At 69.9% G+C, this 23,157-nt stretch carries 22 protein-coding genes; 14 read left to right on the top strand and 8 right to left on the bottom strand.

What is annotated here, in order from left to right; translation table 11 throughout:
• Positions 1 to 99: 99 nt before the first annotated feature.
• The 4 genes from ACIBO2_RS51090 (at position 100) to ACIBO2_RS51075 (ending at position 5,032) form a co-directional block, all read left to right on the top strand.
• On the top strand, positions 100 to 1,698 hold the full coding sequence (locus ACIBO2_RS51090) for an ABC-F family ATP-binding cassette domain-containing protein (RefSeq protein WP_358540582.1): 1,599 nt from the start codon (positions 100 to 102) through the stop codon (positions 1,696 to 1,698).
• 113 nt (positions 1,699 to 1,811) lie between these two features.
• Complete coding sequence (locus ACIBO2_RS51085) at positions 1,812 to 2,027, top strand: helix-turn-helix domain-containing protein (protein ID WP_020547488.1); 216 nt, start codon at positions 1,812 to 1,814, stop codon at positions 2,025 to 2,027.
• A 121-nt stretch (positions 2,028 to 2,148) separates the two neighbouring features.
• A complete protein-coding gene (locus ACIBO2_RS51080) occupies positions 2,149 to 2,976 on the top strand; it encodes an enoyl-CoA hydratase/isomerase family protein (protein WP_358540585.1) in 828 nt (275 codons plus the stop codon).
• Positions 2,977 to 3,145: 169 nt separating this feature from the next.
• Positions 3,146 to 5,032, top strand: a complete 1,887-nt coding sequence (locus ACIBO2_RS51075; RefSeq protein ID WP_397304698.1) for an ABC transporter ATP-binding protein — start codon at positions 3,146 to 3,148, stop codon at positions 5,030 to 5,032.
• Here the strand turns inward: ACIBO2_RS51075 and ACIBO2_RS51070 are convergent.
• Positions 5,004 to 5,888, bottom strand: coding sequence for a sulfotransferase (locus ACIBO2_RS51070; protein ID WP_358540591.1), 885 nt, complete (start codon positions 5,886 to 5,888; stop codon positions 5,004 to 5,006). The two genes, ACIBO2_RS51075 and ACIBO2_RS51070, sit on opposite strands and share 29 nt — an antisense overlap.
• A gap of 76 nt (positions 5,889 to 5,964) precedes the next feature.
• On the opposite strand from ACIBO2_RS51070, the gene ACIBO2_RS51065 reads away from it, so the two are divergent.
• Together ACIBO2_RS51065 and ACIBO2_RS51060 are read left to right on the top strand one after the other, a co-directional pair.
• The gene (locus ACIBO2_RS51065; protein WP_397304697.1) at positions 5,965 to 6,858 is read left to right on the top strand and encodes an LD-carboxypeptidase; all 894 of its coding nucleotides are present in this window, start codon (positions 5,965 to 5,967) and stop codon (positions 6,856 to 6,858) included.
• 43 nt (positions 6,859 to 6,901) lie between these two features.
• Entirely contained in the window at positions 6,902 to 7,771 is an 870-nt protein-coding gene (locus ACIBO2_RS51060; protein WP_357958521.1) for a hypothetical protein, read from the top strand.
• Here ACIBO2_RS51060 and ACIBO2_RS51055 read toward each other — a convergent pair.
• On the bottom strand, positions 7,768 to 9,531 hold the full coding sequence (locus ACIBO2_RS51055; RefSeq protein ID WP_358540596.1) for a glycoside hydrolase family 15 protein: 1,764 nt from the start codon (positions 9,529 to 9,531) through the stop codon (positions 7,768 to 7,770). The genes ACIBO2_RS51060 and ACIBO2_RS51055 overlap by 4 nt on opposite strands.
• Positions 9,532 to 9,645: 114 nt before the next feature.
• Positions 9,646 to 10,248: a hypothetical protein gene (locus tag ACIBO2_RS51050; protein WP_358540598.1), complete on the bottom strand. Its 603-nt coding sequence runs from the start codon at positions 10,246 to 10,248 to the stop codon at positions 9,646 to 9,648.
• A 64-nt stretch (positions 10,249 to 10,312) separates the two neighbouring features.
• On the opposite strand from ACIBO2_RS51050, the gene ACIBO2_RS51045 reads away from it, so the two are divergent.
• Entirely contained in the window at positions 10,313 to 11,746 is a 1,434-nt protein-coding gene (locus ACIBO2_RS51045; protein WP_358540601.1) for a PLP-dependent aminotransferase family protein, read from the top strand.
• Between the two features lie 10 nt (positions 11,747 to 11,756).
• Here the strand turns inward: ACIBO2_RS51045 and ACIBO2_RS51040 are convergent, their stop codons facing one another.
• Together ACIBO2_RS51040 and ACIBO2_RS51035 are read right to left on the bottom strand one after the other, a co-directional pair.
• Positions 11,757 to 12,371 (bottom strand): trimeric intracellular cation channel family protein, encoded by a 615-nt coding sequence (locus ACIBO2_RS51040; RefSeq protein ID WP_358540604.1) that lies wholly within the window; start codon positions 12,369 to 12,371, stop codon positions 11,757 to 11,759.
• Between the two features lie 11 nt (positions 12,372 to 12,382).
• Entirely contained in the window at positions 12,383 to 13,861 is a 1,479-nt protein-coding gene (locus ACIBO2_RS51035; protein WP_358540607.1) for an oligopeptide:H+ symporter, read from the bottom strand.
• Between the two features lie 129 nt (positions 13,862 to 13,990).
• Here ACIBO2_RS51035 and ACIBO2_RS51030 point away from each other — a divergent pair, with 129 nt between their 5' ends.
• The 3 genes from ACIBO2_RS51030 (at position 13,991) to ACIBO2_RS51020 (ending at position 17,539) form a co-directional block, all read left to right on the top strand.
• Positions 13,991 to 15,826, top strand: a complete 1,836-nt coding sequence (locus tag ACIBO2_RS51030; RefSeq protein WP_358540609.1) for an AMP-dependent synthetase/ligase — start codon at positions 13,991 to 13,993, stop codon at positions 15,824 to 15,826.
• Positions 15,827 to 15,892: 66 nt separating this feature from the next.
• Positions 15,893 to 16,912 carry a hypothetical protein gene (locus ACIBO2_RS51025; protein WP_358540612.1) on the top strand — a complete coding sequence of 340 codons (1,020 nt, stop codon included), beginning with the start codon at positions 15,893 to 15,895 and terminating at the stop codon, positions 16,910 to 16,912.
• A 147-nt stretch (positions 16,913 to 17,059) separates the two neighbouring features.
• A complete protein-coding gene (locus tag ACIBO2_RS51020) occupies positions 17,060 to 17,539 on the top strand; it encodes a hypothetical protein (protein WP_358540614.1) in 480 nt (159 codons plus the stop codon).
• 55 nt (positions 17,540 to 17,594) lie between these two features.
• Here ACIBO2_RS51020 and ACIBO2_RS51015 read toward each other — a convergent pair whose 3' ends face one another.
• Positions 17,595 to 17,846 carry an Atu4866 domain-containing protein gene (locus tag ACIBO2_RS51015; RefSeq protein ID WP_358540617.1) on the bottom strand — a complete coding sequence of 84 codons (252 nt, stop codon included), beginning with the start codon at positions 17,844 to 17,846 and terminating at the stop codon, positions 17,595 to 17,597.
• 138 nt (positions 17,847 to 17,984) lie between these two features.
• On the opposite strand from ACIBO2_RS51015, the gene ACIBO2_RS51010 reads away from it, so the two are divergent.
• The 3 genes from ACIBO2_RS51010 (at position 17,985) to ACIBO2_RS51000 (ending at position 20,749) form a co-directional block, all read left to right on the top strand.
• Positions 17,985 to 18,752, top strand: coding sequence for a phosphotransferase (locus ACIBO2_RS51010; protein WP_397304696.1), 768 nt, complete (start codon positions 17,985 to 17,987; stop codon positions 18,750 to 18,752).
• Positions 18,753 to 18,860: 108 nt separating this feature from the next.
• Entirely contained in the window at positions 18,861 to 19,850 is a 990-nt protein-coding gene (moaA, locus tag ACIBO2_RS51005; RefSeq protein ID WP_358540622.1) for a GTP 3',8-cyclase MoaA, read from the top strand.
• A 92-nt stretch (positions 19,851 to 19,942) separates the two neighbouring features.
• Entirely contained in the window at positions 19,943 to 20,749 is an 807-nt protein-coding gene (locus ACIBO2_RS51000) for an NTP transferase domain-containing protein (protein ID WP_358540625.1), read from the top strand.
• 314 nt (positions 20,750 to 21,063) lie between these two features.
• Here ACIBO2_RS51000 and ACIBO2_RS50995 read toward each other — a convergent pair whose 3' ends face one another.
• Complete coding sequence (locus tag ACIBO2_RS50995) at positions 21,064 to 21,378, bottom strand: DUF3099 domain-containing protein (RefSeq protein WP_358540627.1); 315 nt, start codon at positions 21,376 to 21,378, stop codon at positions 21,064 to 21,066.
• Positions 21,379 to 21,475: 97 nt separating this feature from the next.
• Here ACIBO2_RS50995 and ACIBO2_RS50990 point away from each other — a divergent pair, with 97 nt between their 5' ends.
• Positions 21,476 to 21,688, top strand: coding sequence for a dodecin (locus tag ACIBO2_RS50990; RefSeq protein ID WP_225291326.1), 213 nt, complete (start codon positions 21,476 to 21,478; stop codon positions 21,686 to 21,688).
• A gap of 86 nt (positions 21,689 to 21,774) precedes the next feature.
• Here the strand turns inward: ACIBO2_RS50990 and ACIBO2_RS50985 are convergent, their stop codons facing one another.
• Positions 21,775 to 23,130 carry a metallopeptidase TldD-related protein gene (locus ACIBO2_RS50985; RefSeq protein ID WP_358541393.1) on the bottom strand — a complete coding sequence of 452 codons (1,356 nt, stop codon included), beginning with the start codon at positions 23,128 to 23,130 and terminating at the stop codon, positions 21,775 to 21,777.
• Positions 23,131 to 23,157 lie beyond the last annotated feature (27 nt).

Genomic DNA, 23,157 nt, shown 5'->3' with positions numbered 1-23,157 from the left:
GCGAGGGCTCTACACTGATCTGTATGCACACTCCCGATTGACCGGCGTCCCCCCACGCCCACCTCTTCTTACCCCTAGCTCGGGAGTGTTCCGTCAATCATGATCATCGCCAGTGACATCGAGCTGCGCGCGGGCGCGCGGCTACTCATAGAGAACGCCTCGTTCCGGGTCAATCCCGGCGACAAGATCGGGCTCGTCGGCCGCAACGGCGCGGGCAAGACCACGCTGACCAAGGTGCTGGCCGGCGAGGGCATGCCCGCCGCCGGCAGCGTCACCACCAGCGGCGCCGTGGGCTACCTGCCGCAGGACCCGCGTACCGGTGACCTGCAGGTCCTTGCCCGCGACCGCATCCTGTCGGCCAGAGGGCTCGACGAGGTGCTGCGCAAGCTGCGCGAGGCCGAGCTCGGCATGTCCTCCGCCGACGTGCGCACCCGCGACAAGGCCGTCAAGCAGTACGGCCGGCTCGAGGACCAGATGCACGTGCTCGGCGGCTACGCGGCCGAGTCCGAGGCCGCCTCCATCGCCTCCAGTCTGGGCCTGCCCGACCGGGTCCTCGGGCAGCCACTGGAAACGCTTTCCGGCGGCCAGCGAAGGCGCGTGGAATTGGCACGCATTCTTTTCAGCGGAGCGGAAACTCTCCTTCTCGACGAGCCGACAAACCACCTAGATGCGGACTCAATCGGGTGGCTTCGTGATTTTTTGCGATCGCATCAGGGCGGCTTGGTGATCATCAGTCACGACGTGGGCCTTCTTGAAGCGACGGTCAACAAGGTGCTGCACCTCGACGCCAACCGCAGTGTGATCGACCACTACAACGTCGGCTGGAAGGCCTATCTGGCGCAGCGCGAGACCGACGAGAAGCGCAGGAAGCGCGAGCGGGCCAACGCCGAGAAGCAGGCGGGCGCGCTGCTGTCGCAGGCCGACAAGATGCGGGCCAAGGCCACCAAGGCCAAGGCCGCTCAAGACATGATGCGCCGCGCGCACCGGCTGCTGGCCGGCACGGAGGAGGAGCGCCAGAGCGACAAGGTCGCCAAGCTGCGCTTTCCCGACCCCCTGCCCTGCGGGCGCACCCCGCTCACCGGCGCGGGCCTGTCCAAGTCCTACGGCTCGCTGGAGGTCTTCACCGACGTCGACGTGGCCATCGACCGAGGTCACCGGGTCGTGATCCTCGGCCTCAACGGCGCGGGCAAGACCACCCTGCTGAGGCTGCTGGGCGGGGTCGAAAAGCCCGACAGCGGCGAGATCAGGCCCGGCCACGGCCTCAAGATCGGCTATTACGCCCAGGAACACGAGACGCTCGACGGCGAGCGCACCCTGCTGGAGAACATGCGCTCGGCCGGCGACAAGTTCACCGACACCGAGTTGCGCAAGGTCCTCGGCTCCTTCCTGTTCTCCGGCGACGACTCCGACAAGCCGGCGGGCGTGCTGTCCGGCGGCGAGAAGACCCGGCTGGCGCTGGCCATGCTGGTGCTGTCTAGTGCGAACGTACTTCTGCTCGATGAGCCCACGAACAACCTAGATCCGGTCAGCCGCGAGCAAGTTCTGAACGCTCTGAGGTCATATTCAGGAGCGATCGTGCTCGTTACCCATGACGAGGGTGCCGTTGACGCCTTGTCACCGGATAGGGTGATCTTGCTACCAGACGGAACTGAAGACGCGTGGAGCGAGGAATTTTCCGATCTTGTGGCACTTGCCTGATCTTAATTTGGGTGGGTACGGATCTTTTCCCGTGGAGTAGGTAGCCGATCCCGCTGAAATGACTGATCATGGCGGAGTAACGCTGCGGAAGTCCGGCACTACAGGAGGTACTCGTGGCCGAGACACTGAAGAAGGGCACCCGGGTAACCGGGGCCGATCGTGAAAAACTGGCCGGCGATCTCAAGAAGCGCTACGCCGCGGGCGAGAGCATCCGCGCCCTGGCCGCTTCGACCGGTCGGTCTTACGGGTTCATCCACCGCATCCTGAGCGAGTCCGGTGTGACTCTGCGCGGGCGCGGAGGAGCGACCCGAGGCAAGTCCAAGCGCTGACGGCCGCCTCGGAACGTGCGACCGCAGCCGCTCGTCCCAAGTCAGCCGCCGTCGCGCCCGAGTCCCAGAATGACATTCTGTAGGCTCGGGCGCGACGGCTAAGGCAATGAGGGAGCGGGCGATGGCGGAAGCGCAGGCGCCACAGCGTGGGGGGTACACGGAGGACGTCTCTGCCGAAAGGCTGGCGGAGATCGGACTTCGCTTCGAGGTGGACGGTGAGATCGCGACGATCGCGCTGGATCGGCCCAGTAAGCGAAACGCACAGACGTTCGCGACCTGGGCGGCACTGGCTGACATCGGGGGCAACCTGCCTGAGCAGGTGCGCATCGTCGTCGTGAAAGGCGAGGGACCGTCCTTCTCGGCAGGCATCGACCTGCGAATGTTCACGCCTGAGGGAGTGCCCGGACAGGGCTCGTTCAGCTCGGCGGCACAACTCGACACCACAGCGTTCGAGCAGCAGATCAGGAAGGCCCAACAAGGGTTCCTGTGGTTCCGCCGACCGGAGATCGTCTCGATAGCGGCCGTGCAGGGGCACGCGATCGGCGCGGGGTTCCAGCTCGCGCTCGCCTGTGACCTGCGCATCGTGGCCGACGACGTCAAATTCTGCATGAAGGAGCCCGCACTGGGGCTGGTGCCCGATCTGACCGGCACCAAGCCACTGGTCGAGCTGGTGGGGCTGGCCAAGGCGATCGACATCTGCCTGACTTCTAGGACGATCGGGGCGGAGGAGGCCCTGCGGATCGGCCTCGCCGAACGCGTGGTCGCGGCGGATGACCTGGCGCGAGCCGTACAAGACAAGATCGCGGAGCTGCTGTCGACCAACCGGGACGCGGCGGCGGCGACCAAGCGACTCCTCCAGGGAGCGCGGGCGCGCACCCTGGAGGAGCAGAGCGTGGCGGAGGGTGTCGAGCAGGCACGCCGCCTCAAGGCGCTCTTCGGCGGAGCCTGAGCGGCGCGTCGAGCCGACCCGGGAGCCGCCGGGAATCGCGCTGAGCTGACCCGGGAGCCGCTGGGGTGCCCGCGTTGGGCCGGCCCGGCTGCGCCCGCGTTTCGCGCTGAGCTGACCCGGGAATCCCACGGGGCTCCCGGGTGCTGAGCCGGGGGAGGAGGACCCCCGAATGGCGATGATGGGAGGGGGCTTCGGCCCCCAGGTATGGGCGTCCCTGCGGCGCGACGGCTCCGTGACCAAGCAGCGGCTCACTCCGGGCACGGTCCGGCGCATCGCGCGCTACGCCAAGCCCTATACCGGGCAGATGACCGCGTTCCTACTGCTGGTGATGGCGGGCGCGGTGATCGTGATCGCTAACCCGCTGCTGATGAAGGCGATCATCGACGACGGCATCCTGCCCAGGCGCAGCGGCGTCGTGGTCGGCCTGGCCCTGGCGATCGGCGCGCTCGCGCTGGTCGACGCGGCTCTCACGCTCGTGCAGCGCTGGTTCTCCGCGCGCATCGGCGAAGGGCTGATCTACGACCTGCGCACCGAGGTGTTCGACCACGTGCAGCGCATGCCGGTGGCGTTCTTCATGCGCGCGCAGACCGGCGCGCTGGTCAGCCGGCTCAACAGCGACGTGATCGGCGCCCAGCGCGCCGTGACCAGCACACTGTCCTCGGTCGTCAGCAACGTGATCAGCCTGGTCCTGGTGCTGGGCGCGATGCTGGCGCTGTCGTGGCAGGTGACGGTGGTCGCGATGGTGCTGCTGCCGATCTTCATTGTGCCGGCCAAGTGGGTCGGGCGGCGCATGTCCGCGCTGACCCGCGAGCAGATGCAGCTCGACGCCGAGATGAGCTCGGTCACGACCGAGCGGTTCAACGTGGCGGGCGCGATGGTGGCCAAGCTCTACGGCCGCCCCGAGGACGACACCGCCGTCTACAGCTCCCGCGCCGCCAGGGTGCGCGACGTGGGCGTGACGGTCGGCATGTACGGCACCGTCTTCCGGGTCGCGCTCGGCCTGGTCGCGGCGCTGGCCACCGCGCTGGTGTACGGCATCGGCGGCGTGCTGGCCGTCGGCGGCGCCTTCGAGCTGGGCACGCTGGTGGCCCTGGCCGCCCTGCTGATGCGGCTGTACGGGCCGCTCACCTCGCTGTCGAACGTCCAGGTGGACGTGATGACGGCGCTCGTCAGCTTCGACCGGGTCTTCGAGATCCTCGACCTCAAGCCCATGGTGTCGGAGAAGCCGGGCGCGCGGCCGCTGCCGGACGGGCCGGTGACGATCGAGTTCGACGGCGTCGAGTTCCGCTACCCGGCGGCCGAGGAGGTGTCGCTGGCCTCCCTGGAGTCGGTGGCCAGGCAGGACACGGGCCCGTCCCAGCAGGTGCTGCGCGGCGTGTCGTTCACGGCCGGGCCCGGCCGGCTCGTCGCCCTGGTCGGTCCCTCGGGGGCGGGCAAGACCACGATCACCTCGCTGGTCTCCCGGCTCTACGACGTCAACGAGGGCGCGGTGCGGATCAACGGGCTCGACGTGCGCGAGGCCACGCTCGCCTCGCTGCGCGACACCGTGGGCGTGGTCATGCAGGACGCTCATCTCTTCCATGACACGATCGGGGCCAACCTCCGTTACGCCAGGCCAGGGGCGAGCGATGAGGAGATCTGGGACGCTCTCAGGGCCGCGCAGATAGGTGACCTCATCGAGGCGCTCCCCGACGGGCTGGACACGGTCGTGGGCGACCGCGGCTACCGGCTGTCCGGCGGCGAGAAGCAGCGGCTGGCGCTGGCCAGGCTGCTGCTGAAGGCGCCGCGCGTGGTGGTGCTCGACGAGGCCACCGCGCACCTCGACTCGGAGTCGGAGGCGGCCGTGCAGCAGGCGCTGAAGACCGCGCTGGCCGGTCGCACCTCGCTGGTGATCGCGCACCGGCTCTCGACGATCAGGGAGGCCGACGAGATCCTCGTCGTGCAGGACGGCCGCATCGCCGAGCGGGGCCGCCACGAGGAGCTGCTGGCGCGCGGCGGGCTCTACGCCGAGCTCTACCGCACCCAGTTCAGCGCTTCAGATAGCCCAGTCGGGTGAGCTCCTGCCTGGTGACCTTCTCCACCAGGGTGAGGTCGCCGGGCCGCAGGCGAGTGCGCCAGGAGCCGACCTCGGAGACGCGCGGGGCGTACAAACCGATCTTGGAGACGCGCGTCTCCAGGAACTCGGTGAGCGCCGCCACCGGCTCCGCGGGCCGCTGCACGAGATCCTCGTAGCGCAGCGTGAGGAGCTGGCCGGGCGGCAGCTCCTTGCGCAGCGTGGCGCTGAGCCGTACGGCGCTGCGCCAGCGCAGGGCGCTCTTGCCCGCGGCGGGCATGCCCTTCCAGCGGTCGCGGTGCTCGTCGCGGTTGACGCCGAGGAACGGGTTGGGGAACTCGGTCTCCTCCGACAGCATCACCGGCTTGAACCAGGCCAGGCAGTCGGGGTCGTCGAGCATGTCGGCGACCACGTCGCGGCCGTCGCGGATGAGCTGCACGAACCGGGCGTCGGGGAAGGCCCGGAGCAGTACCGGCGCGCTGTAGAGCAGGTCGGGGCTGCCGTCGCCGAACCTGGTCACCTCGCTCGTGGCCACGCACGGGCCCAAGCTCATCACGCCGCCCGCCTCCCGGCACGCCGCGGCGCACTGGCCGCACGAGCGGGGCAGCACCTGCCACGACTCGGCCAGCGCGTCGCGCAGCACCCGCACGGCACCCGACGTCTGGCCGATCGACGGCTTGCGGGCGAAGGCGTACACCACGTGGGAGACGGACGAGCGGCCCATCGTGACGTGGAAGCCGGGGGACCGTTTCAGGGCGCGGGCGAGCAGGTCCGCGCCGGAGTGCGGAGCACCGAGCAGGAAGACCGGCCTGCGGACCTTGATGCCGTTGACCACGAGGATGTGGGGCGGAAGTCGCATACGAGAGGTAAGTGTGACACCGTTTGGCGAGTGAAAAAGCCAACGTCGGCGTCGCCGCCCGTCCGGGAGTTGATCAATGCGGCAGGGTGACACCGTCGCCGTCGTCTCGCCCTCGGGGCCACCGAACGCCATCCTGCTCAGGCGGGGGGTCGAGCGCCTGGAGGGCCTCGGGCTGAAGGTCGTGGTCGGCGAGCACGTTCTCGGCAGCCAGGACCTTCCCTATCTCGCCGGAGCCGACGCGGCCCGCGCCGCCGACCTGCAGGCCGCCTGGTGCGACCCGGCCGTCTCCGTGGTGTTCTGCGCCAGGGGCGGTTACGGCGCGGCCAGGCTGCTCGGGCTGCTCGACTGGGGCCTCATGCGCGCGGCGGGGCCCAAGACGCTGATCGGGTCGAGTGACATCACGGCGCTGCACCACGCGTTCGCGGCGGAGCTGGGCGTGCCCACGCTGCACGGCCCGATGCCGGCCTGCGACCTGATCGCCAACGAGAAGCGGGCCGAGCCGCGCACCTGGGAGCACCTGCGGGCCGCCCTGGCCCGCCAGGCGCCGCCCGTCGTCGGCGACCAGGTGCTGGCTCCCGGCCGGGCCGAGGGCATACTCGCGGGCGGTAACCTGTCGCTGCTCGCCTCCATGTGCGGCACCCGCTACCACCCGTCGTTCGCCGGGAAGATCGCGCTGCTGGAGGACATCGGCGAGGAGCCCTACCGCATCGACCGGATGCTCACCCAGCTCTTGCAGGCGGGTGCCTTCGACGGTGTGCGCGGGATCGCCCTGGGTTCGTGGGTGGACTGCGGGGATCCCTATCCCGTGCTTAAAGACCGGCTGCTGCCGCTCGGAGTGCCTGTCCTGGCGGGCTTGCCGGTGGGTCACGGCACACCACAGATGAGTGTGTGGCTTGGGGCTCTTGGGGCTATCGATACCGAATCGTGCTCGCTGGCTGGTCTGTTCCGCGACGAGGAGCAGGCAAGGTAGGAATACACGCATACCGACAAAACGGACAGAGGGGACACGGCGCGTGAACTTGTTCAGGCGTGACCGGGAGCCCTCGCGACGCTCGATCGAGGACACCGATCTCGACTCCCTGCTCGGGCTCGTCGCCGATTCCCTCGGCTTCACCTGCGTCTTCGCCGCCGACGGCGCCTCGCTGACGCTGAGCGGCGGGAGGGAGATCCTGGTCAGGCTCACCGGGCTGCGCCGCGAGGCGGGCCGCAGGCCCAGGGACGACTGGCCGATGCTGGTCTCCGAGCACCTCGCCAACGCGGTCGCGGCGGCCGACGAGCGGCTCGACGTGTGCGATCTCGACCAGGTCAAGCCGCTGCTGCGGACCCGTGTCGAGGCGGTCGACGAGGTCGCCGACCTGACCAGGGTCGTCGGCCGCCACCTCAACGGCGACCTGGTCGAGCTGCTCACGGTGGGCTCCAGGCCGGTACGCCCCGAGGAGGCCGGCTGCTGGCCCGTCCCGTCGGGCAGGGCGCTGGAGCTGGCCGTCACGAACGTCGGCCGGGACGAGCGGCTGGAGATCGAGTCCATCGAGTTGTCGGGCACGCCGGTGTGGCGCCTGACCAGCCGTACCCCGGCCGCGGCCACCCATCTGCGCTGGCTCGGCGACTATCTGCCGTTGCCCGCCGACGGGGTGCTGGTGGTGCTGCCGGATCCGTACACGCTGATCGTGCACCCGGTCGACGGGATCGGCGTGGTGCGGGCCCTGGAGCGGCTGCGCGTGCACGCCGTACGCACCGACGGGCTCAGCCCGCAGGTCTACTGGTGGCACGAGGGGCGGCTGACCCTCATCAGGGCGGACATCGTCCTGCAAGATGGCCTGGCCCGCCTCGTGGTGGCGCCGCCGCCGGAGTTCGCCAAGGTGCTGGCCCGGCTCGCCGCCTAACCCAGCCGGGAGAGCGCGCGGGCGGCGTGCACCAGGGGGACGTGGCTGAACGCTTGGGGGAAGTTTCCCACCATACGGTCGTATCGCGGGTCGTACTCTTCGGCGAGCAGCCCCACGTCGTTGCGCAGCGCGAGCAGCCGCTCGAACAGCTGCGTCGCCTCCTCCTTGCGTCCCTGCATGGCCATCACCTCGACCAGCCAGAAGCTGCACGCCAGGAACGCGCCCTCGCCGCCGGTCAGGCCGTCGACGTCGTTGTCCTCGGCCACCGGGTAGCGCAGCACGAAACCGTCGGACATCAGCTCCTTCTCGATGGCCGCCACCGTGCCGGCCACGCGCGGGTCGTCGGCCGGCAGGAAGCCCACCATGGGCATGAGCAGCAGCGAGGCGTCGAGGGCCGTCGAGCCGTAGTACTGGGTGAAGGTGTTGCGCGTGGGGTCGTAGGCCCGGTCGCAGATCTCGGCGTGGACGACGTCGCGCAGCTCCCGCCACCGGTCGACGGGGCCGGTCCTGCCGAACTTCTCCACGTACTTCACGGCCCGGTCGAGCGCCACCCAGCACATCATCTTGGAGTGGGTGAAGTGCCTGCGCGGGCCGCGTACCTCCCACAGCCCCTCGTCGGGCTCGTCCCAGTGCTCGGCCACGTAGTCGAGCAGCTGGCGCTGGATCGCCCAGGCGCGGTCGTCGGCGGCCAGGCCGGAGGTCCTGGAGAAGAACAGGCAGCTCATCACCTCGCCGTAGACGTCCAGCTGGAGCTGCATGACGGCGTCGTTGCCGATCCTGACCGGGCGGGAGCCCTCGTAGCCGTCGAGCCAGGCGAGCTGCATCTCCGGCAGCCGCCGCTCGCCCGCGACGCCGTACATGATCTGCAGGTCCTGCGGGCGGCCCGCGATGGCGCGCAGCAGCCAGGCCCGCCAGGCGGCGGCCTCGTCCAGATAGCCGGAGTTGATCAGGGCGTCGAGCGTCATCGTCGCGTCGCGCAGCCAGCAGTAGCGGTAGTCCCAGTTGCGCACTCCGCCCAGGTCTTCGGGGATGGAGGTGGTGGGCGCGGCCACGATGGCGCCGGTGGGGTCGTAGATGAGGCCCTTGAGGGTGATCAGCGAGCGGACGACGGCCTCGCGGTAGGGGCCTTCATAGGTGCATTTGGCCACCCACTCCTTCCACAGCGCCTCGGTCTCGGTGAGCTGGGTCTCGGCGTGGATCTGCGAGGGCATCGGCTGATGTGAGGGGTGCCAGGTGAACACGAACGGCAGCCGCTCGCCCTCCTTGATGGTGAAGGTGGCGCGGTGCGCGTAGTCGCCGCCCTTGAGCGGGACGGGGGAGTGCAGCCAGATGGAGTCGGGGCCGCCGACCGCCTGCAGGTGGCCGTTGGTACGGCGAACCCACGGCACGATCCTGCCGTAGTCGAAGCGGACCCTGAGCTGCGTGGACATCTCGACCGTGCCCGAGACGCCCTCGACGATGCGGACCACGTCGGGGTTGCGGTCACGTGGCGGCATGAAGTCGATGACGCGGACCGTGCCCGAAGGGGTGTCCCACTCGCTCTCCAGGATGAGCGTGTCGGGCCGGTAGCGCCGCCGCGTGGCGGGCCGCCTGCCGGTGGGGCCGAGCCACCAGTGGCCGTTGCGCTCGCTGCCGAGCATGGCCGCGAAACAGGAGGGGGAGTCGAATCTGGGCAGGCAGAGCCAGTCGATGGAGCCGTCTCTGCCGACCAGGGCCGCCGACTGCATGTCCCCGATGAGCGCATAGTCCTCGATCCGCATGTATTGACGCTACCGGCGGAAGGGCGATCTCGCGGCCGCTCCGCGCACGTCGCGTCGTGAGCGGGCACGGCCGCGAGATCACGTCATGGGGAACCGGCGGGCGAGCGGCTGGGATCACGCCATGGGGAACCAGCGGGTGAGCAGCTGGGTCAGCGGGCCGATGGCCAGCGCGAAGATCAGGGTCCCGACGCCGACCGTGCCGCCGAGCAGCCAGCCCGCCGCCAGCACCATGATCTCGATGAGGAAGCGGGCGAGCCGGAGCGACAGGCCCAGCCGGGTCAGGCCGGTCATGATGCCGTCACGCGGTCCCGCGCCCATCCCCGCGCCGATGTACAGGACAGTGGCCAGGGCGATCGACAGCACGCCGAGCACCAGGTAGAGCCAGCTCGCCGCCCAGTGCGTGGCGGTGGGCAGCACCGAGAAGGCGGCGTCGGCGAACAGGCCGACGAACAGGACATTGCTGATCGTGCCGAGGCCGGGCTTCTCCTTCAGCGGGATCCACAGCAGCATCACCAGCACGCCGACCGCGAGGATGATCGTCCCGACCGACAGGCCCGTCCGCATGGCCAGGCCCTGGTGGAGGGTGTTCCACGGGGCGTTGCCCAGCCCGGACACGAGCTGGAAGGCGATGCCCAGCCCGTACAGCGCCAGACCGCCGTAGAGACGCAGGAGGCGGACAGGGAGGGTGTTCGGGCGTGGGACGGTCGCTTCGCTCATAGTGGTCCCAGAGTGGCAGGGACCCGGCTTGCCAAAACAGGGCCAATCACGGAAAGTGGCCTTTATGAGGCATTTGTCGGCGACTCAGGTGGCCAGGCTGGTGGACGTCCCGGAGGGCGCCCGGCCCTATTACCGCGCGCTCGCCGACTCCGTGCGCGCGCTCATCATGGACGGGCAACTGCCGGTGCGGGTGCGCATGCCCGCCGAACGCGACCTGGCCAAGACCCTGGAGGTCAGCCGCACCACTGTAACGGCGGCCTACGACCTGCTACGCGAGCGGGGCTACCTGGACAGCAGGCAGGGCTCGGGCAGCTGGACCGCGCTGCCGGACCCGGCCATGTCGGCGGACAACCCATGGCTGTCCGTCGACGGCGACGGGCTCATCCCGCTGCACTGCGCCGCCCCGCCCGCGCCGTCGGCGCTGGCCGAGGCCATGACCGAGGCCGTGGCGGACCTGCCCAGGTACGGCATGGGCCACGGCTACGACCCGATGGGCCTGCCCGCGCTCAGGGAGCGGATCGCCGCCCACTACACCGGCCGCGGACTGGCCACCAGGCCGGAGCAGATCCTCGTCACCACCGGCTCCCAGCACGCGATCCAGCTCGTGCTGGGCCTGCTGGTCGGCGCGGGCGACCCGGTGCTCGTCGAGTCGCCCACCTACCCGCACGCCATCGACGTGGCCCGCCAGCGCGGCGCCAGGATCGTGCCCGTCGGCATCTCGCACGAGGGCTGGCAGGCCGACCTGGTCTCCTGCGCCATGCGCCAGTCCGCGGCCCGGCTGGCCTATCTGATGCCCGACTTCCAGAACCCGACCGGCGCGCTCATGGACGACGCCACCAGGGCCGCGATCGCCGGGGCCGCCAGGCGTACCGACACCGTGCTCGTGGTCGACGAGACCTGGTCGGAGCTGGCCCTGGACGAGGTGCCGCGCACGGCGCCCATGGCCGCCTTCGACACCGACAGCCGGATGATCAGCATCGGCTCGGCCTCCAAGCTGTGGTGGGGCGGGCTGCGCATCGGCTGGGTGCGCACCACGGCCGCGCTGGCTCGCCGCCTGGCCGTCCACCGCGGGGCCGTGGACATCGCCAGCCCGGTGCTGGAGCAGCTCGTGGTGGCGCGGCTGTTCGACCGGATCGAGCAGACCAGGGCCGAGCGCCGCCGCACGCTGCGGGCCTCCCGCGACGCGCTCGTCGCCGGGCTCCGTGAACGGCTGCCCGGGTGGAGCTTCACCGTGCCGAAAGGCGGCGGCACGTTGTGGGTACGGCTGGACGGGGGCTCCTCGGTCGCCCTGGCCGACGCGGCGGCCCATCATGGGGTACGGCTCGCTCCGGGGCCCTGGTTCGGGCTGGAAGGCACGCTGGAGGGCTACTTGCGCCTGCCGTACACGCACTCGCCCCAGGTGCTCGCCGAGGCCGTCAGCCGGATCGCGGCGGCCCACGAACGCGGAGCCGCCGGGACCAGGCCGCGGCTGCCCGACTCGCTCATGCCGATGGTCTGAGGCGCCTGGCCTATTCGGGGGGTTTGACACCCCTGGCCAGCGGGGCGCGCCAGTTGTAGCGCATCGCGGCGATGCGCAGGCCGAAGGCCAGCACGGCGGCGGCCAGCGTGGCGGGCCAGCCGTGCAGATCGTGGGTGTAGAGCGCGGCCATCACCGCCGAGCCGAGCGTCGCGGGCACCGCGTAGAGCTGGCGGTCGTACAGCAGCGTCGGGATCTCACCGGCCAGCACGTCGCGCAGCATGCCGCCGCCGACCGCCGTCGTGACGCCGAGCAGGGCCGCGTGCAGGGGGCCGAGCCCGTAGTCGAGCGCCTTCTCGGTGCCCACCGCGCAGAACAGCCCGAGGCCCGCCGCGTCGAGCACCAGGATGGCGGGCATCACCTTGGCCACGTGCGGATGCCAGAAGAACACGATGGCCGTGGCCGCGAGCGGCACGAGCACGTACCCGGAGCTCTGGAAGGCGGTGGGCCGGACGTTGAGGATCAGGTCGCGCACGACACCGCCGCCCAGCGCGGTCATCTCGGCGATCACCGCCATGCCCACCACGTCGAGCCGTTTGCGTACGCCCATCAGCGCGCCCGACAGGGCGAAGACGAAGATGCCTACGAGATCGAGAATTTCCGACACGAGAGAGATTTCTACCGGAGCGGCTTGGTGTGGTGCTCCGCCATCAGTACCCGCAGCCGCCGGGTGAACACCAGCAGCACCACTCCCGCCACGACCGCCGTCGAGGCCAGGAGCAGATAGTAGGCGGGCTCGGACAGCACGTTGCCGAGCCGCCCGGTCTGCCCGCCGACCGCGTCGCCCACCGACACCGCGATGAACCAGATGCCGAGCATCTGGCCCTTGAACGCCCGCGGCGCCAGCTTGCTGGTGACCGAGAGCCCGACCGGGCTCAGCGACAGCTCGCCGAACACCTGGATCAGATAGACCAGCACCAGCCACCAGACCGAGATCTTGCCCGTCTCGGCCAGTTTGGCGGCCAGCGCCATGACCACGAAGCTGAGGCCCGCCATGAACAGCGCGAACGCGAACTTCTGCGGCGTGCTCACCCGGGTCCCCAGCTTGGTCCACAGCGCCGCGAACACCGGCACCAGGAGCAGGATGAACAGCGAGTTGAACGACTGCGTCGTCGCCGCCTCGATGGGGATGCCGAACAACGACAGAACGGTGTTGTGCTGGGCGAAGAACAGCAGTTTGCTCGGCGCCAGGTCGAAGATCATCCAGAAGATCGCGGCCGCCACGAAGAGCCAGATGTAGGCCTTCATCCGCAGCCGTTCGTCCTCGGTCAGGTCGTGGCTGCCGAGCATGATGTAGCCGAAGTAGAGCACCGGCACCGCCAGCACCACGACCGTCACCACGACCGTGAGCCTGGACAGCGTGAACGTCCCCGTCGCCACCCAGATCGCCATGGCCACCACGGTCACGGCCACCGCGAACGAGACGAGCTTGACCGCGTTGGCCCGTTCGGACGGCGTCAGCGGCAGGCCCGGCTCGTCGCCGACGCCCCTGAGGCTCTTCCTGCCCAGCGTGTACTGCAGCAGGCCGAGCGCCATGCCGACCGCCGCCGCGCTGAAGCCCAGATGCCAGCGGCCACCCTTGGCCAGCTCGCCCACCACGATCGGCGCGAGGAAGGCGCCGATGTTGATGCCCAGGTAGAACAGCGAGAACCCGGCGTCCCTGCGCCCGTCGTCCTCGTCGCGGTAGAGCCGGCCGACCATGACCGAGATGTTCGGCTTGAGCAGGCCGGTGCCCGCGATGATCAGCAGCAGCCCGAGCCAGACGAAGAACGACCCGCCGACCGGGAGGGCCATGCTGATGTGGCCGCACATGATGATGAAGCCGCCCAGGAAGACCGATCTGCGCGGGCCCAGCACCCGGTCGGCGATCCAGCCGCCGGGCAGCGCCACCAGGTAGATCAGCGCGCCGTAGACGCCGACCACCGCCTGCGCGGTCTGCTCGGTCATGCCGAGGCCGTGCTGGGCGGGCGAGGCCGCCATGAAGGTGGCCAGGATGGCGCGCAGGCCGTACCAGCTGAACCGCTCCCACATCTCGGTGCCGAACAGCGTCGCAAGGCCCCACGGATGCCCGAAGAACGTCCTTTCGCCCTTGGTCATGCGACCTCCCGCTTTTGTGCGCGATCCATCACTCTACGTGACGACGATGGCGAGGTCTTGCCGCTACCCCGGCGGTGTGGTGCGATGCATCCCAGCTGAGCAAGTGATTACTGACTGGAGGCGGGTGCCATGGCAGATGTCCTCGAAGTCCGGGCGGAGATCAACCGTTTAATCGCCGGCCGTACCGTATGCGGGCAGCTCAGCGAGCTGGCCGAGCGTTACCCTGACGCGCCCGCCTACTCCGACCCCGTCGACGGCGGCTGGAACACGCTGAGTTACGGCCAGGCCAGGCAGCGGGTGCTCGAGATAGCGGCCGGATACGCCGCGCTCGGTCTCGAACCCGGCGAATCCGTCGCGCTGATGATGGTCAACAGGAGTGAGCACGTGCTCGCCGACCTCGGCGCGGTGCACGCGGGCGGCGTCGGCTGCACCGTCTACTCGACGTTCGCGCCCGACCAGATCGCGTTCGTCGCCGCCGACGTGAGCGCCCGGATCGCGGTGCTCGGCGGCCCCGCCGAGCTGGCCCGCTGGCAGCCGGTGCTCGACCGGCTGACGGGACTCCGCAAGATCATCATGCTGGAGGGCGCGCCCGACGACGACCGGTTCCTGTCCTGGACGGACTTCCTGGAGCTGGGCCGCGCCGCGCTGGCCGCGCGCCCGGAAGAGATCGAGGCCCGCTGGCGCGCCGTGACGGCGGACGACGTGGTCACGGTCCTGTACACCTCGGGCACCACCGGCCGGCCCAAGGGCGTCCCCCTCACCCACGCGAACGTCTTCTACGAGGTCGAGTCGACCGACCGCATCACCTCCCTGCCCATCCAGGGCACGCAGATCTCCTACCTCACCTACGCGCACATCGCCGAGCGGGTGCTCAGCCTCTACCTGCCCCTGGTGAAGGTCTCCCACGTGCACTTCTGCACCGACCTGGCCAACCTCGGAGCCACGCTCGGGCAGGTCAAGCCGATGATGTTCTTCGGCGTGCCGCGCGTGTGGGAGAAGATGATGGCCCGCCTGCTGGCGGTCCTCGCCACCCAGACCGACGAGCAGCAGGACGCCGTACGACGGGCCATGGCCGCCGGCGTCGCCTACGTCGAGGCAGGCCAGTACGGCGGCACGCTCACCCCCGAGATCGCCGCCGCCTACGAGCAGGCCGACTCCTCACTGCTGTCCATCATCCGCGGCATGATCGGCTTCGACCGTGCCGAGTGGACCGCCACGGGCGCCGCGCCGCTCCCCGCCGAGGTGCAGCGCTTCTACGCCGGTCTCGGGCTCAAGGTCATCGACGTGTACGGCATGACCGAGACGACCGGTGCCTTCACCGGCAACAGCCCCTCCTGCTACCGCCTGGGCACCGTCGGCCGGGCGGAGCCGGGCGTCGAGGTCCGCATCGCCGAGGACGGTGAGATCCTCACCCGAAGCCCCCTCAACACCCGCGGCTACCACAACCGTCCCGAGGACACCGCCCAGCTGATCGACGAGGACGGCTGGCTGCACACCGGCGACATCGGCTCGGTCGACGGCGACGGCTTCTACCGGGTCGTCGACCGCAAGAAGGAGCTGATCATCACCGCCGGCGGCGAGAACATCTCCCCGGCCGAGATCGAGAACCACCTCAAGGAGCACCCCCTCATCGGCCAGGCCCTCGCCTACGGCGACAACCGGGCCTACCCGGTGGCCGTGCTGACGCTCGACGCCGAGGTGGCGCCCGGCTGGGCCCAGTCGCGCGGCATCACCTTCGGCTCGCTCGCCGAACTGGCCGAGCACTCCGCCGTGCTCAAGGAGGTGGAGGCCGCCGTCGTGGCGGCCAACGCCAAGCTGGCCAGGGTGCAGCAGGTCAAGCGGTGGGCGCTGCTCGGCACCGAGTGGACGGCCGAGACCGAGGAGCTGACGCCCAGCCTGAAGCTCAAGAGACGGGTCATCCACGCCAAGTACGCCGACGTCATCGAGGGCCTGTACTCCGGCTGATCCTTTGCCGTTCGGGGCGCGCGTCGTGGTCCTGGTCATTACCGGGTGCTTCCTAGCGTCTCGATCATGACCAGAAGTCTTCTTCTCGTCTCGCTCGCGGCGGGGGCCCTGGCGGTGCCCATACCGGCGTCCTCCGCAGCGACCGAGCTCGCCATTCGTGAGATCAACATCAGGCCCGCCAGCCCCGTCGTCGGAGCCGGGAACACCGTCCGCCTGGTGATCGACGTGGTCGCCAAGGGGGTGAAGGGCAGGGACGGGGTGAGCATCAAGGTGGAGCCCGGCTCCACACCCGGCGCCACGGGCCAGACGCCCATCACCGGCGGATCGCCCGTCGGCGCCGTACCGCCGCTCCCCGGTACGCCTCCCGCCTCCGCCACGGGCACCGGGGTGCTCGCGCCCGGTCGCCGAAGCGCCTTGCGCGTCACCGCTCCGGGCGGAGAGGCCGTCGTGGATCCCGCCCAGACCGTGGACGCCGGGACGCGGCCGGTCGGGGAGGGGTGGCCGGCCTGGTTCGGCCCGGACATCTGGGCGTCGGCCAGGCGGCCGCAGCCGCGGCCCATCACCGTGGAGCCCGCGCTGCCGTTCATGCCGGAGTGGCGGACGGTGCCGGTCGGGATGCGAATGCTGGACGGCTGGCAGACCTGGCGGTTCCTGCCCGACAAGGTCCTCACCCGCTTCTACCCGTCGGGCACCTGGACGATCACCGCCACCGCGACGGGCGAGGACGGGCAGAGCGTGACGCGCGACCAGACGTTCCAGCTCAAGCGGGAGACCAAGATGTCGTCCGTACGGGCGGAGAAGGTGAACGGAGCCGACTCCGTACGGCTGCGCGGCTCCCTGACCAGGGTGGACCCGCGCGGCTACGAGGACTACGCACCGTTCGCCGACCAGCAGGTGGAGATCCTGTGGCGCGCGGAGGCCGAGGACACGTGGGAGCGGGTGGCGATCGCGACCACCGGCGAGACGGGCGACTTCGGCAGGACGGTACGGGGCCGCAACGGCGGCTACTGGCGAGCCCGCTACCTGGGAACCGACCATTATGCCTCAAAGGTCTCGAAAATCCACGAAAGCAGGATAAACACCTAAAAACGGTGTCATAAAGCCCGCCGGGTGAATTGTCGTTGCACGATGGTTATCGGGGCTTTCGCAACTTTTCCTTTCCCAACCGCGTCAATGGTGTTGACGTGCCCTGTCCTTGGGGCGCGTTCTCCACACGGGGAAGGAAGTTCATTCATGATGCGACGTCTCGCCGCCGGACTGGCCGCGGCTGCTCTGGGCGCCACGGTCGTGGCGACCGCCGCCACTCCGGCGCTGGCGGAACCCGAGCCCGACGGTGGTCACACCGCCCTGCAGTTCGACGCCAACCCCGAACCGGCCTGGCGCGGCAAGCCCCTCAACCTCGAGGGGAAGCTGTCGGTTCAGTGCGAAGAGGACTACATCAGCGGCTTCGTGTCCGTCCACCACGCCGACTACTGCAAGGAGTCGGAGTCCTGGCACCGCCTCGGCTGGAAGCGGATCTCGATCCTCTTCAAGGCCGACGGCAGCGGCCGGTGGGAGTACGTGGAGTCGGTCCGGACCAACCGTGACGGCTACTTCTCCACCCGCGTCCCGGCCTACACCTCGGGCACCTGGAAGGCGGTCTTCGAGGGCGCCGAATGGCTCGACGGCTCGCAGGCCACCGACTGGGTGAAGGTCGTCGGCCGCCGCCACTGACATGCGGCTCGAGAAATGCCCGGTCCCCATTGCGGGGGCCGGGCATTTCTGGTTTTCAGGCTTTACCTGGCTCCTCCCGGTAGAGCACCAGGTGCTCGTGGTAGAGGACGCCGTCACAGATGTCGCCCGTCGCGGTGAACCCGGTGTCGTCCACATAGTCCAGATGGGCGCCCGTCACGGTGTAGCGGCCGGTGTAGGCACTGCGCCGGTCGCCGCGGGCCTCGTCGTAGCGCCCGTCCGGCAGAAGCTCCTGCCGGATGTGGCCGTCGGCTGTCACCCACATGCCGACCACGTTCACGTCGGACATCGGATCCCCCCTCGTCGGTTCTCTGTTCCTTCGTCAGTCTCCCGCCCGCCTCTGTCCGCTGACAGGCAGCGCTGTTCCCAGGTGCGCGCCACCCAGGCAGGCGCATGGCTCAACCGGTGATGGCGTAGAGTTCCGCGGATGATCGAAGAGCCGTTGGCGGGCGGCGGGGTCAACGAGGTCGTCCGGGTCGGGAACACCGTCCGGCGGCCGACCGGTCCCTGGACGCCGGCCGTACACCGTCTGCTGGATCACCTCGCCGCGGCCGGGTTCGACGGGGCGCCCCGCGCGTACGGGCTGGACGAGGCCGGCCGGGAGATCCTCGACTTCGTCCCGGGCGACGTGGCGCACTACCCGGTGCCCGCCTACGCCTGGAGCGACGCCGCGCTGGAGGCGCTGGCCGTACTCATGCGGGCCTATCACGACGCCACCACCGATTTCGCGGCACTGGACGCCGAGTGGTACTTCCCGGCGCGCGAGCCGGCCGAGGTCGTCTGCCACAGCGACATCGCGCCCTACAACTGCGTCTACCGCGACGGCCTGCCGGTGGCCCTCATCGACTTCGACACCGCCCATCCCGGGCCGCGCCTGTGGGACGTCGCCTACGCCGCCTACCGGTTCGTCCCGCTGACGGCCGTCGGCAACGGCGAGGCCGTGACGCCGGTGACCGAGCAGGCCAGGCGGCTCCGGCTGCTCGCCGACGCCTATGGTCTTTCCGGCGCCGAGCGTACGGCGCTGCCCGAGGTGGCGGCCGAACGGCTGCGGGCGATGGTGGATCACATGCGGCGGCAGGCGGCGGCCGGGAACGAGGCGTTCGCCGCCCACCTGGCAGGCGGGCACGCCGACCTGTACCTGACGGACATCGAACACATCACCCGCCACGCCACGGAGTTCCGGAACGCCCAGTGAGGAATCACCTGATCGCGAACCGCGTTGTCGTCCGGTGAGTTGTCGGGTTTGGGAGCGGCTGGAAGACCAGCATAGGCTGGGCTCTGGCGACGGATTGGAGGTGACGCCATGTTGCGAGACTCGTTCGGACGGGTGGCGACGGATCTGCGGGTGTCCCTCACGGACAAGTGCAACCTGCGCTGCACCTACTGCATGCCGCCCGAAGGGCTCGACTGGCTGCCCAACGCCCAGCTCCTCACGGCTGAGGAGATCGTCAGGCTGGTCACGATCGGCGTCGAGCGGCTGGGGATCACCGAGGTCCGCTACACCGGCGGCGAGCCGCTGCTGCGCCGCGAGCTGCCCGACATCGTCGGCCGCACCGTGGCGCTCGACCCCAGGCCGCAGGTGTCGCTGACGACCAACGGCATCGGCCTGGCCCGGCTGGCCGGGGTGCTCGTCGAAGCGGGCCTCGACCGGGTGAACGTCTCCCTCGACACCCTCGATCGCGACACCTTCAAGCGGCTCGCGCACCGCGACAGGTTCGACGACGTCATCGCCGGGCTCAGCGCCGCCCACGAGGCGGGCCTGCGCCCCGTCAAGGTCAACACGGTCCTGATGCGCGACATCAACGACCACGAGGCCGTGCCGCTGCTGCGCTACTGCCTGGAGCAGGGTTACGAACTGCGCTTCATCGAGCAGATGCCGCTCGACGCCCAGCACGGCTGGAGCCGCGAGAACATGGTGACCGCCGACGAGATCCTCGCGATGCTGTCGGACTCGTTCGACCTCACGGCCGACGATCTGGAGGATCGCGGCAGCGCCCCCGCCGAGCGCTTCCTGGTGGATGGCGGCCCCGCCCGGGTGGGCGTGATCGGGTCGGTGACGCGCCCGTTCTGCGGCGCCTGCGACCGCGTACGGCTGACCGCCGACGGCCAGATCCGCAACTGCCTGTTCGCCACCGAGGAGTCCGACCTGAAGACGCCCCTGCGGGCCGGCGCCTCCGACGAGGAACTCGCCGCTCGCTGGATCGCCGCCGTCTCGCGCAAGCGCGCCGGGCACGGCATCGACGACCCGTCCTTCCTCCAGCCGTCCCGCCCGATGTCGGCGATCGGCGGCTAGCCCGCTCAGTCGTACATTTGCCCGTATTCGTACGCGGTGCGGGCGCCGCCCCGCCGATCGAGAGCCGTGGCCGGGGTGCGTACCGTGGGGGCGTGACGATCGGCGGAGAGTACGACGCGGTCATCCTGGCCGGGGGACAGGCGCGGCGGCTGGGCGGCGTGGACAAGCCCGGCCTGAGTGTCGGGGCGCGGGCGATGATCGAGGGCGTCGTCCTGGCGGCCTCCGGAGCCCGCAGGGTGATCGTGGTCGGCCCCGAACGCCCGCTGCCAGGGGTGTTCTTCGCGCGGGAGGATCCGCCGGGCGGCGGGCCGGTTCCGGCGCTCCGGGCCGGGCTGCGCGAGGTCACGGCGCCACGGGTGGTGCTGCTCGCCGGAGATCTCCCGTACCTCAGAGCCGGACACGTCGCCGAACTGCTCCACGCCTCGGATACGGGTGGTGGCGGGGTGGTGGCGGTGGACGATAGTGGGCGGGAGCAGTGGTTGCTGAGCCTGTGGCCTGCCGAAACGCTGCGCCGAGCGCTGGACGGCTACACCGGGCGCTCACTGAAAGGGCTGCTCGGCCCGCTCGTCCACGCGCGCGTCGCGCTGTCCGGCCGGCCGTGGTTCGACTGCGACACAATGGACGATCTAGAGGAGGCTCGCATGAACGTGCTGAACGAGTGGACCGCCCTGGCCTGCCGGGAGCTGGGCATCGACCCGGCCCGTGTCGACCGGGACCTGATCCTGGACCTGACCAAGGAGGTGGCGCACGGCGTCGCCAGGCCCGCCGCGCCGCTGACCGCCTATCTGCTGGGGCTCGCCGAGGGCGCCGGCACCGCGCCCGAGGACGCCGTCGCCCGGATTACCGCGCTCGCCAAGAACTGGAGCGCGGCCACGACCGAGACGCTGACCGAGAGTTGACACGCCAACGAACTGTTGGTGTCAAGCCATGCTCAAAGTTGCCAAATTTCTGCGCATAATGAGCTGCAGAGAGCGTAAAAGATTTGGGGAAAGCGGCCCTACCCAACAGGGTCCCGGGGCGTTGGACTGATCGTCCGAGTGAGAGTTTCCCCAGGAAAAGGGCGACGCCGGGTGGTTACGGGGGCAAACCACCCGGCGTCGCTTCATCGGCGTTCCGACGGGGGCCCGGAACGCCGGCACCAGCACTCCGACGGGGGACCGGAGCGCTTGCCTAAAGCGTACACCTACAACCCATGGGATGCGTCAAGACTTAGTCACGACCCGATCTCGCGTCGATGCCTTGGTATCTCGCTTTGGTTAGCTTCCGGTGTGTGAAAGGTAGGGGGAGGGGCATCCCTGCCCCTCTCATTGGCCCCGATTACGGCTATGTATGGCAAAAAGACGGCCGCGGCGATGAACAGCAGCCGGTACGGCACGGGCACCGGGACAACCACGGCCAGGATCAGGCACAGCGTGCGGATCCCCATCTTGATGAGGTAGCTGATCTCGCGCCGGTGGATGTCCGAGCTCAGCGACGGTTGCGCGTCGGTGACCTGGTGGACGTCCTGCTTCTTGCGCCACCCCTTCATGACATCCACGGTAGACCCCGGGTGCGCCGCACGCGACAGCGACCAGGGGCGGCGGCAGCGGTCATGCGATCATGGCCTTGGAGTAAGGAGTGTGGAGATGACGGATCGTACGTACCGGGTGACCGAGATCGTCGGCACGTCGGGTGAGAGCATCGACCAGGCCATCCGCAACGGGATCAGACGCGCGTCGGAGACGCTGCGTCACCTCGACTGGTTCGAGGTGACGGAGGTGCGCGGGCACATCGACGCGGGCGAGGTGGCGCACTTCCAGGTCGGCATGAAGGTGGGCTTCCGCCTCGAGGACGCCTGACGGCCCCGAGCAGAGCGCTGAAACGGCCATGAGCGCGCCCAGGTGAGTCCCGGACGCGCTCATGAGCCAGTGCTACGGCGAAAGGGTCAGCTCGCCTGGCTGACCGTGGACATGTTGAAGTCCGGCACCCTGATGGCGGGCATCACGGTACGGCTGAAGTAGTCGCCCCACTCGCGCGGCAGCGTCTGCTCGCTGGAACCCACCTCCGAGACCCGCCCCAGCAGGTCGACCGGACTCTCGTTGAAGCGGAAGTTGTTCACCTCGCCCACGACCTCGCCGTGCTCGACCAGGTAGACCCCGTCACGGGTGAGCCCGGTCACCAGCAGCGTCTGCGGATCGACCTCGCGGATGTACCACAGGCACGTGAGCAGCAGGCCGCGCTCGGTGTCGGCGATCATCTCCGTCAGCGAGCGCCCGTCGCCGGGGGCCCGCACGATCAGGTTGTCGATCGAGGGCGTGACCGGCAGCCCGCTGAGCTCGGCCGAGTACTGCGTCTGCCGCAGTGCCGTGAGCTGCCCGTCCCGCACCCACTCGGTCGCCGACAGCGGCAGGCCGTTGTCGAAGATCGAGCTCTCGCGGCTGGAGGCGTGGGCGACCACGAACGGCGCGCACTCGATGCCCGGGGCGGCCGGATCGCTGACGAGCGTCACCGGCAGCGTGGCCAGTTGCTCGCCGACCCGGGTGCCGCCGCCCGGCTTGGCGAACACCGAGCGGCCGTCCAGCGCGTCCCTGGCGCCCGCGGACCAGTAGGCGTAGATCATCAGGTCGGCCACCGCGCTCGGCGGCAGCAGAGCCTCGTAGCGCCCCGCGGGCAGGTCCACCCGGGTCTTGGCCCACTCCAGCCGCTGGGCCAGCGACGCGTCGAGCGCCGCCACGTCCACGTCGGAGAAGTCGCGGGTGCCCACGCCCGTCCAGGCCGAGCGCTTCAGATCGGCCGACTTGGCGTTGAGCTCCAGCCGGCCGGACGGCTGGTCGTGGCGCAGCCGCAGCCCGCTGGAGGTGCCGAGGAACGTCGAGGTCAGCGAGTGCTCCGCGAAGCCGTACAGCCTCCTGCCGCCCGCCTCCGCGGCGGCGAACGCCTCGCCGAGCGCGGGCGCGAACCGTTCGAACACCCCGATGTCGGTCGGGGTCACCGGCTCGGCCCACGAGGCGCTCGCCGGCCGGCCCTCGACCAGTGGCCGCGCGTCCTCGGCCGGCTGCGCCTCGCGCGCCGCCCGGTCGGCCGCGGCCACCACGTCGGCGAGCTGATCCGGTCGTACGGCGGCGCGGGAGACCACGCCCACACCCTGGCCGGCGATCGAGATCACGGTCAGCCGGGCGGAGCGGGCCACGCCGTTGGTCGTGAGCGTGTTGCCCGCGAACCGCAGGTTGGCCGTGGACCCCTCGTCCACGAGCACGACGCAGCCATCGGTGGTGGACAGCTCCAGAGCCTTCTCCACCATGTCCTGCGGAGAGATCTGAACAGGCAG

Origin of the sequence: Nonomuraea sp. NPDC050022, assembly GCF_044460705.1 — a bacterium.
Classification (GTDB): domain Bacteria; phylum Actinomycetota; class Actinomycetes; order Streptosporangiales; family Streptosporangiaceae; genus Nonomuraea.
This window is presented reverse-complemented; position numbering and strand designations above follow the sequence as displayed.

Excerpts from the sequence above, each read along its gene's own strand:
- ACIBO2_RS51090 (WP_358540582.1), top strand. The coding sequence starts at position 100 with ATGATCATCGCCAGTGACATCGAGCTGCGCGCGGGCGCGCGGCTACTC.
- ACIBO2_RS51080 (WP_358540585.1), top strand. The coding sequence starts at position 2,149 with ATGGCGGAAGCGCAGGCGCCACAGCGTGGGGGGTACACGGAGGACGTC.
- ACIBO2_RS51075 (WP_397304698.1), top strand. The coding sequence starts at position 3,146 with ATGGCGATGATGGGAGGGGGCTTCGGCCCCCAGGTATGGGCGTCCCTG.
- ACIBO2_RS51070 (WP_358540591.1), bottom strand. The coding sequence starts at position 5,888 with ATGCGACTTCCGCCCCACATCCTCGTGGTCAACGGCATCAAGGTCCGC.
- ACIBO2_RS51065 (WP_397304697.1), top strand. The coding sequence starts at position 5,965 with ATGCGGCAGGGTGACACCGTCGCCGTCGTCTCGCCCTCGGGGCCACCG.
- ACIBO2_RS51055 (WP_358540596.1), bottom strand. The coding sequence starts at position 9,531 with ATGCGGATCGAGGACTATGCGCTCATCGGGGACATGCAGTCGGCGGCC.
- ACIBO2_RS51050 (WP_358540598.1), bottom strand. The coding sequence starts at position 10,248 with ATGAGCGAAGCGACCGTCCCACGCCCGAACACCCTCCCTGTCCGCCTC.
- ACIBO2_RS51045 (WP_358540601.1), top strand. The coding sequence starts at position 10,313 with ATGAGGCATTTGTCGGCGACTCAGGTGGCCAGGCTGGTGGACGTCCCG.
- ACIBO2_RS51035 (WP_358540607.1), bottom strand. The coding sequence starts at position 13,861 with ATGACCAAGGGCGAAAGGACGTTCTTCGGGCATCCGTGGGGCCTTGCG.
- ACIBO2_RS51030 (WP_358540609.1), top strand. The coding sequence starts at position 13,991 with ATGGCAGATGTCCTCGAAGTCCGGGCGGAGATCAACCGTTTAATCGCC.
- ACIBO2_RS51025 (WP_358540612.1), top strand. The coding sequence starts at position 15,893 with ATGACCAGAAGTCTTCTTCTCGTCTCGCTCGCGGCGGGGGCCCTGGCG.
- ACIBO2_RS51020 (WP_358540614.1), top strand. The coding sequence starts at position 17,060 with ATGATGCGACGTCTCGCCGCCGGACTGGCCGCGGCTGCTCTGGGCGCC.
- ACIBO2_RS51015 (WP_358540617.1), bottom strand. The coding sequence starts at position 17,846 with ATGTCCGACGTGAACGTGGTCGGCATGTGGGTGACAGCCGACGGCCAC.
- ACIBO2_RS51010 (WP_397304696.1), top strand. The coding sequence starts at position 17,985 with ATGATCGAAGAGCCGTTGGCGGGCGGCGGGGTCAACGAGGTCGTCCGG.
- moaA (WP_358540622.1), top strand. The coding sequence starts at position 18,861 with ATGTTGCGAGACTCGTTCGGACGGGTGGCGACGGATCTGCGGGTGTCC.
- ACIBO2_RS50995 (WP_358540627.1), bottom strand. The coding sequence starts at position 21,378 with ATGAAGGGGTGGCGCAAGAAGCAGGACGTCCACCAGGTCACCGACGCG.
- ACIBO2_RS50990 (WP_225291326.1), top strand. The coding sequence starts at position 21,476 with ATGACGGATCGTACGTACCGGGTGACCGAGATCGTCGGCACGTCGGGT.
- ACIBO2_RS50985 (WP_358541393.1), bottom strand. The coding sequence starts at position 23,130 with ATGGTGGAGAAGGCTCTGGAGCTGTCCACCACCGATGGCTGCGTCGTG.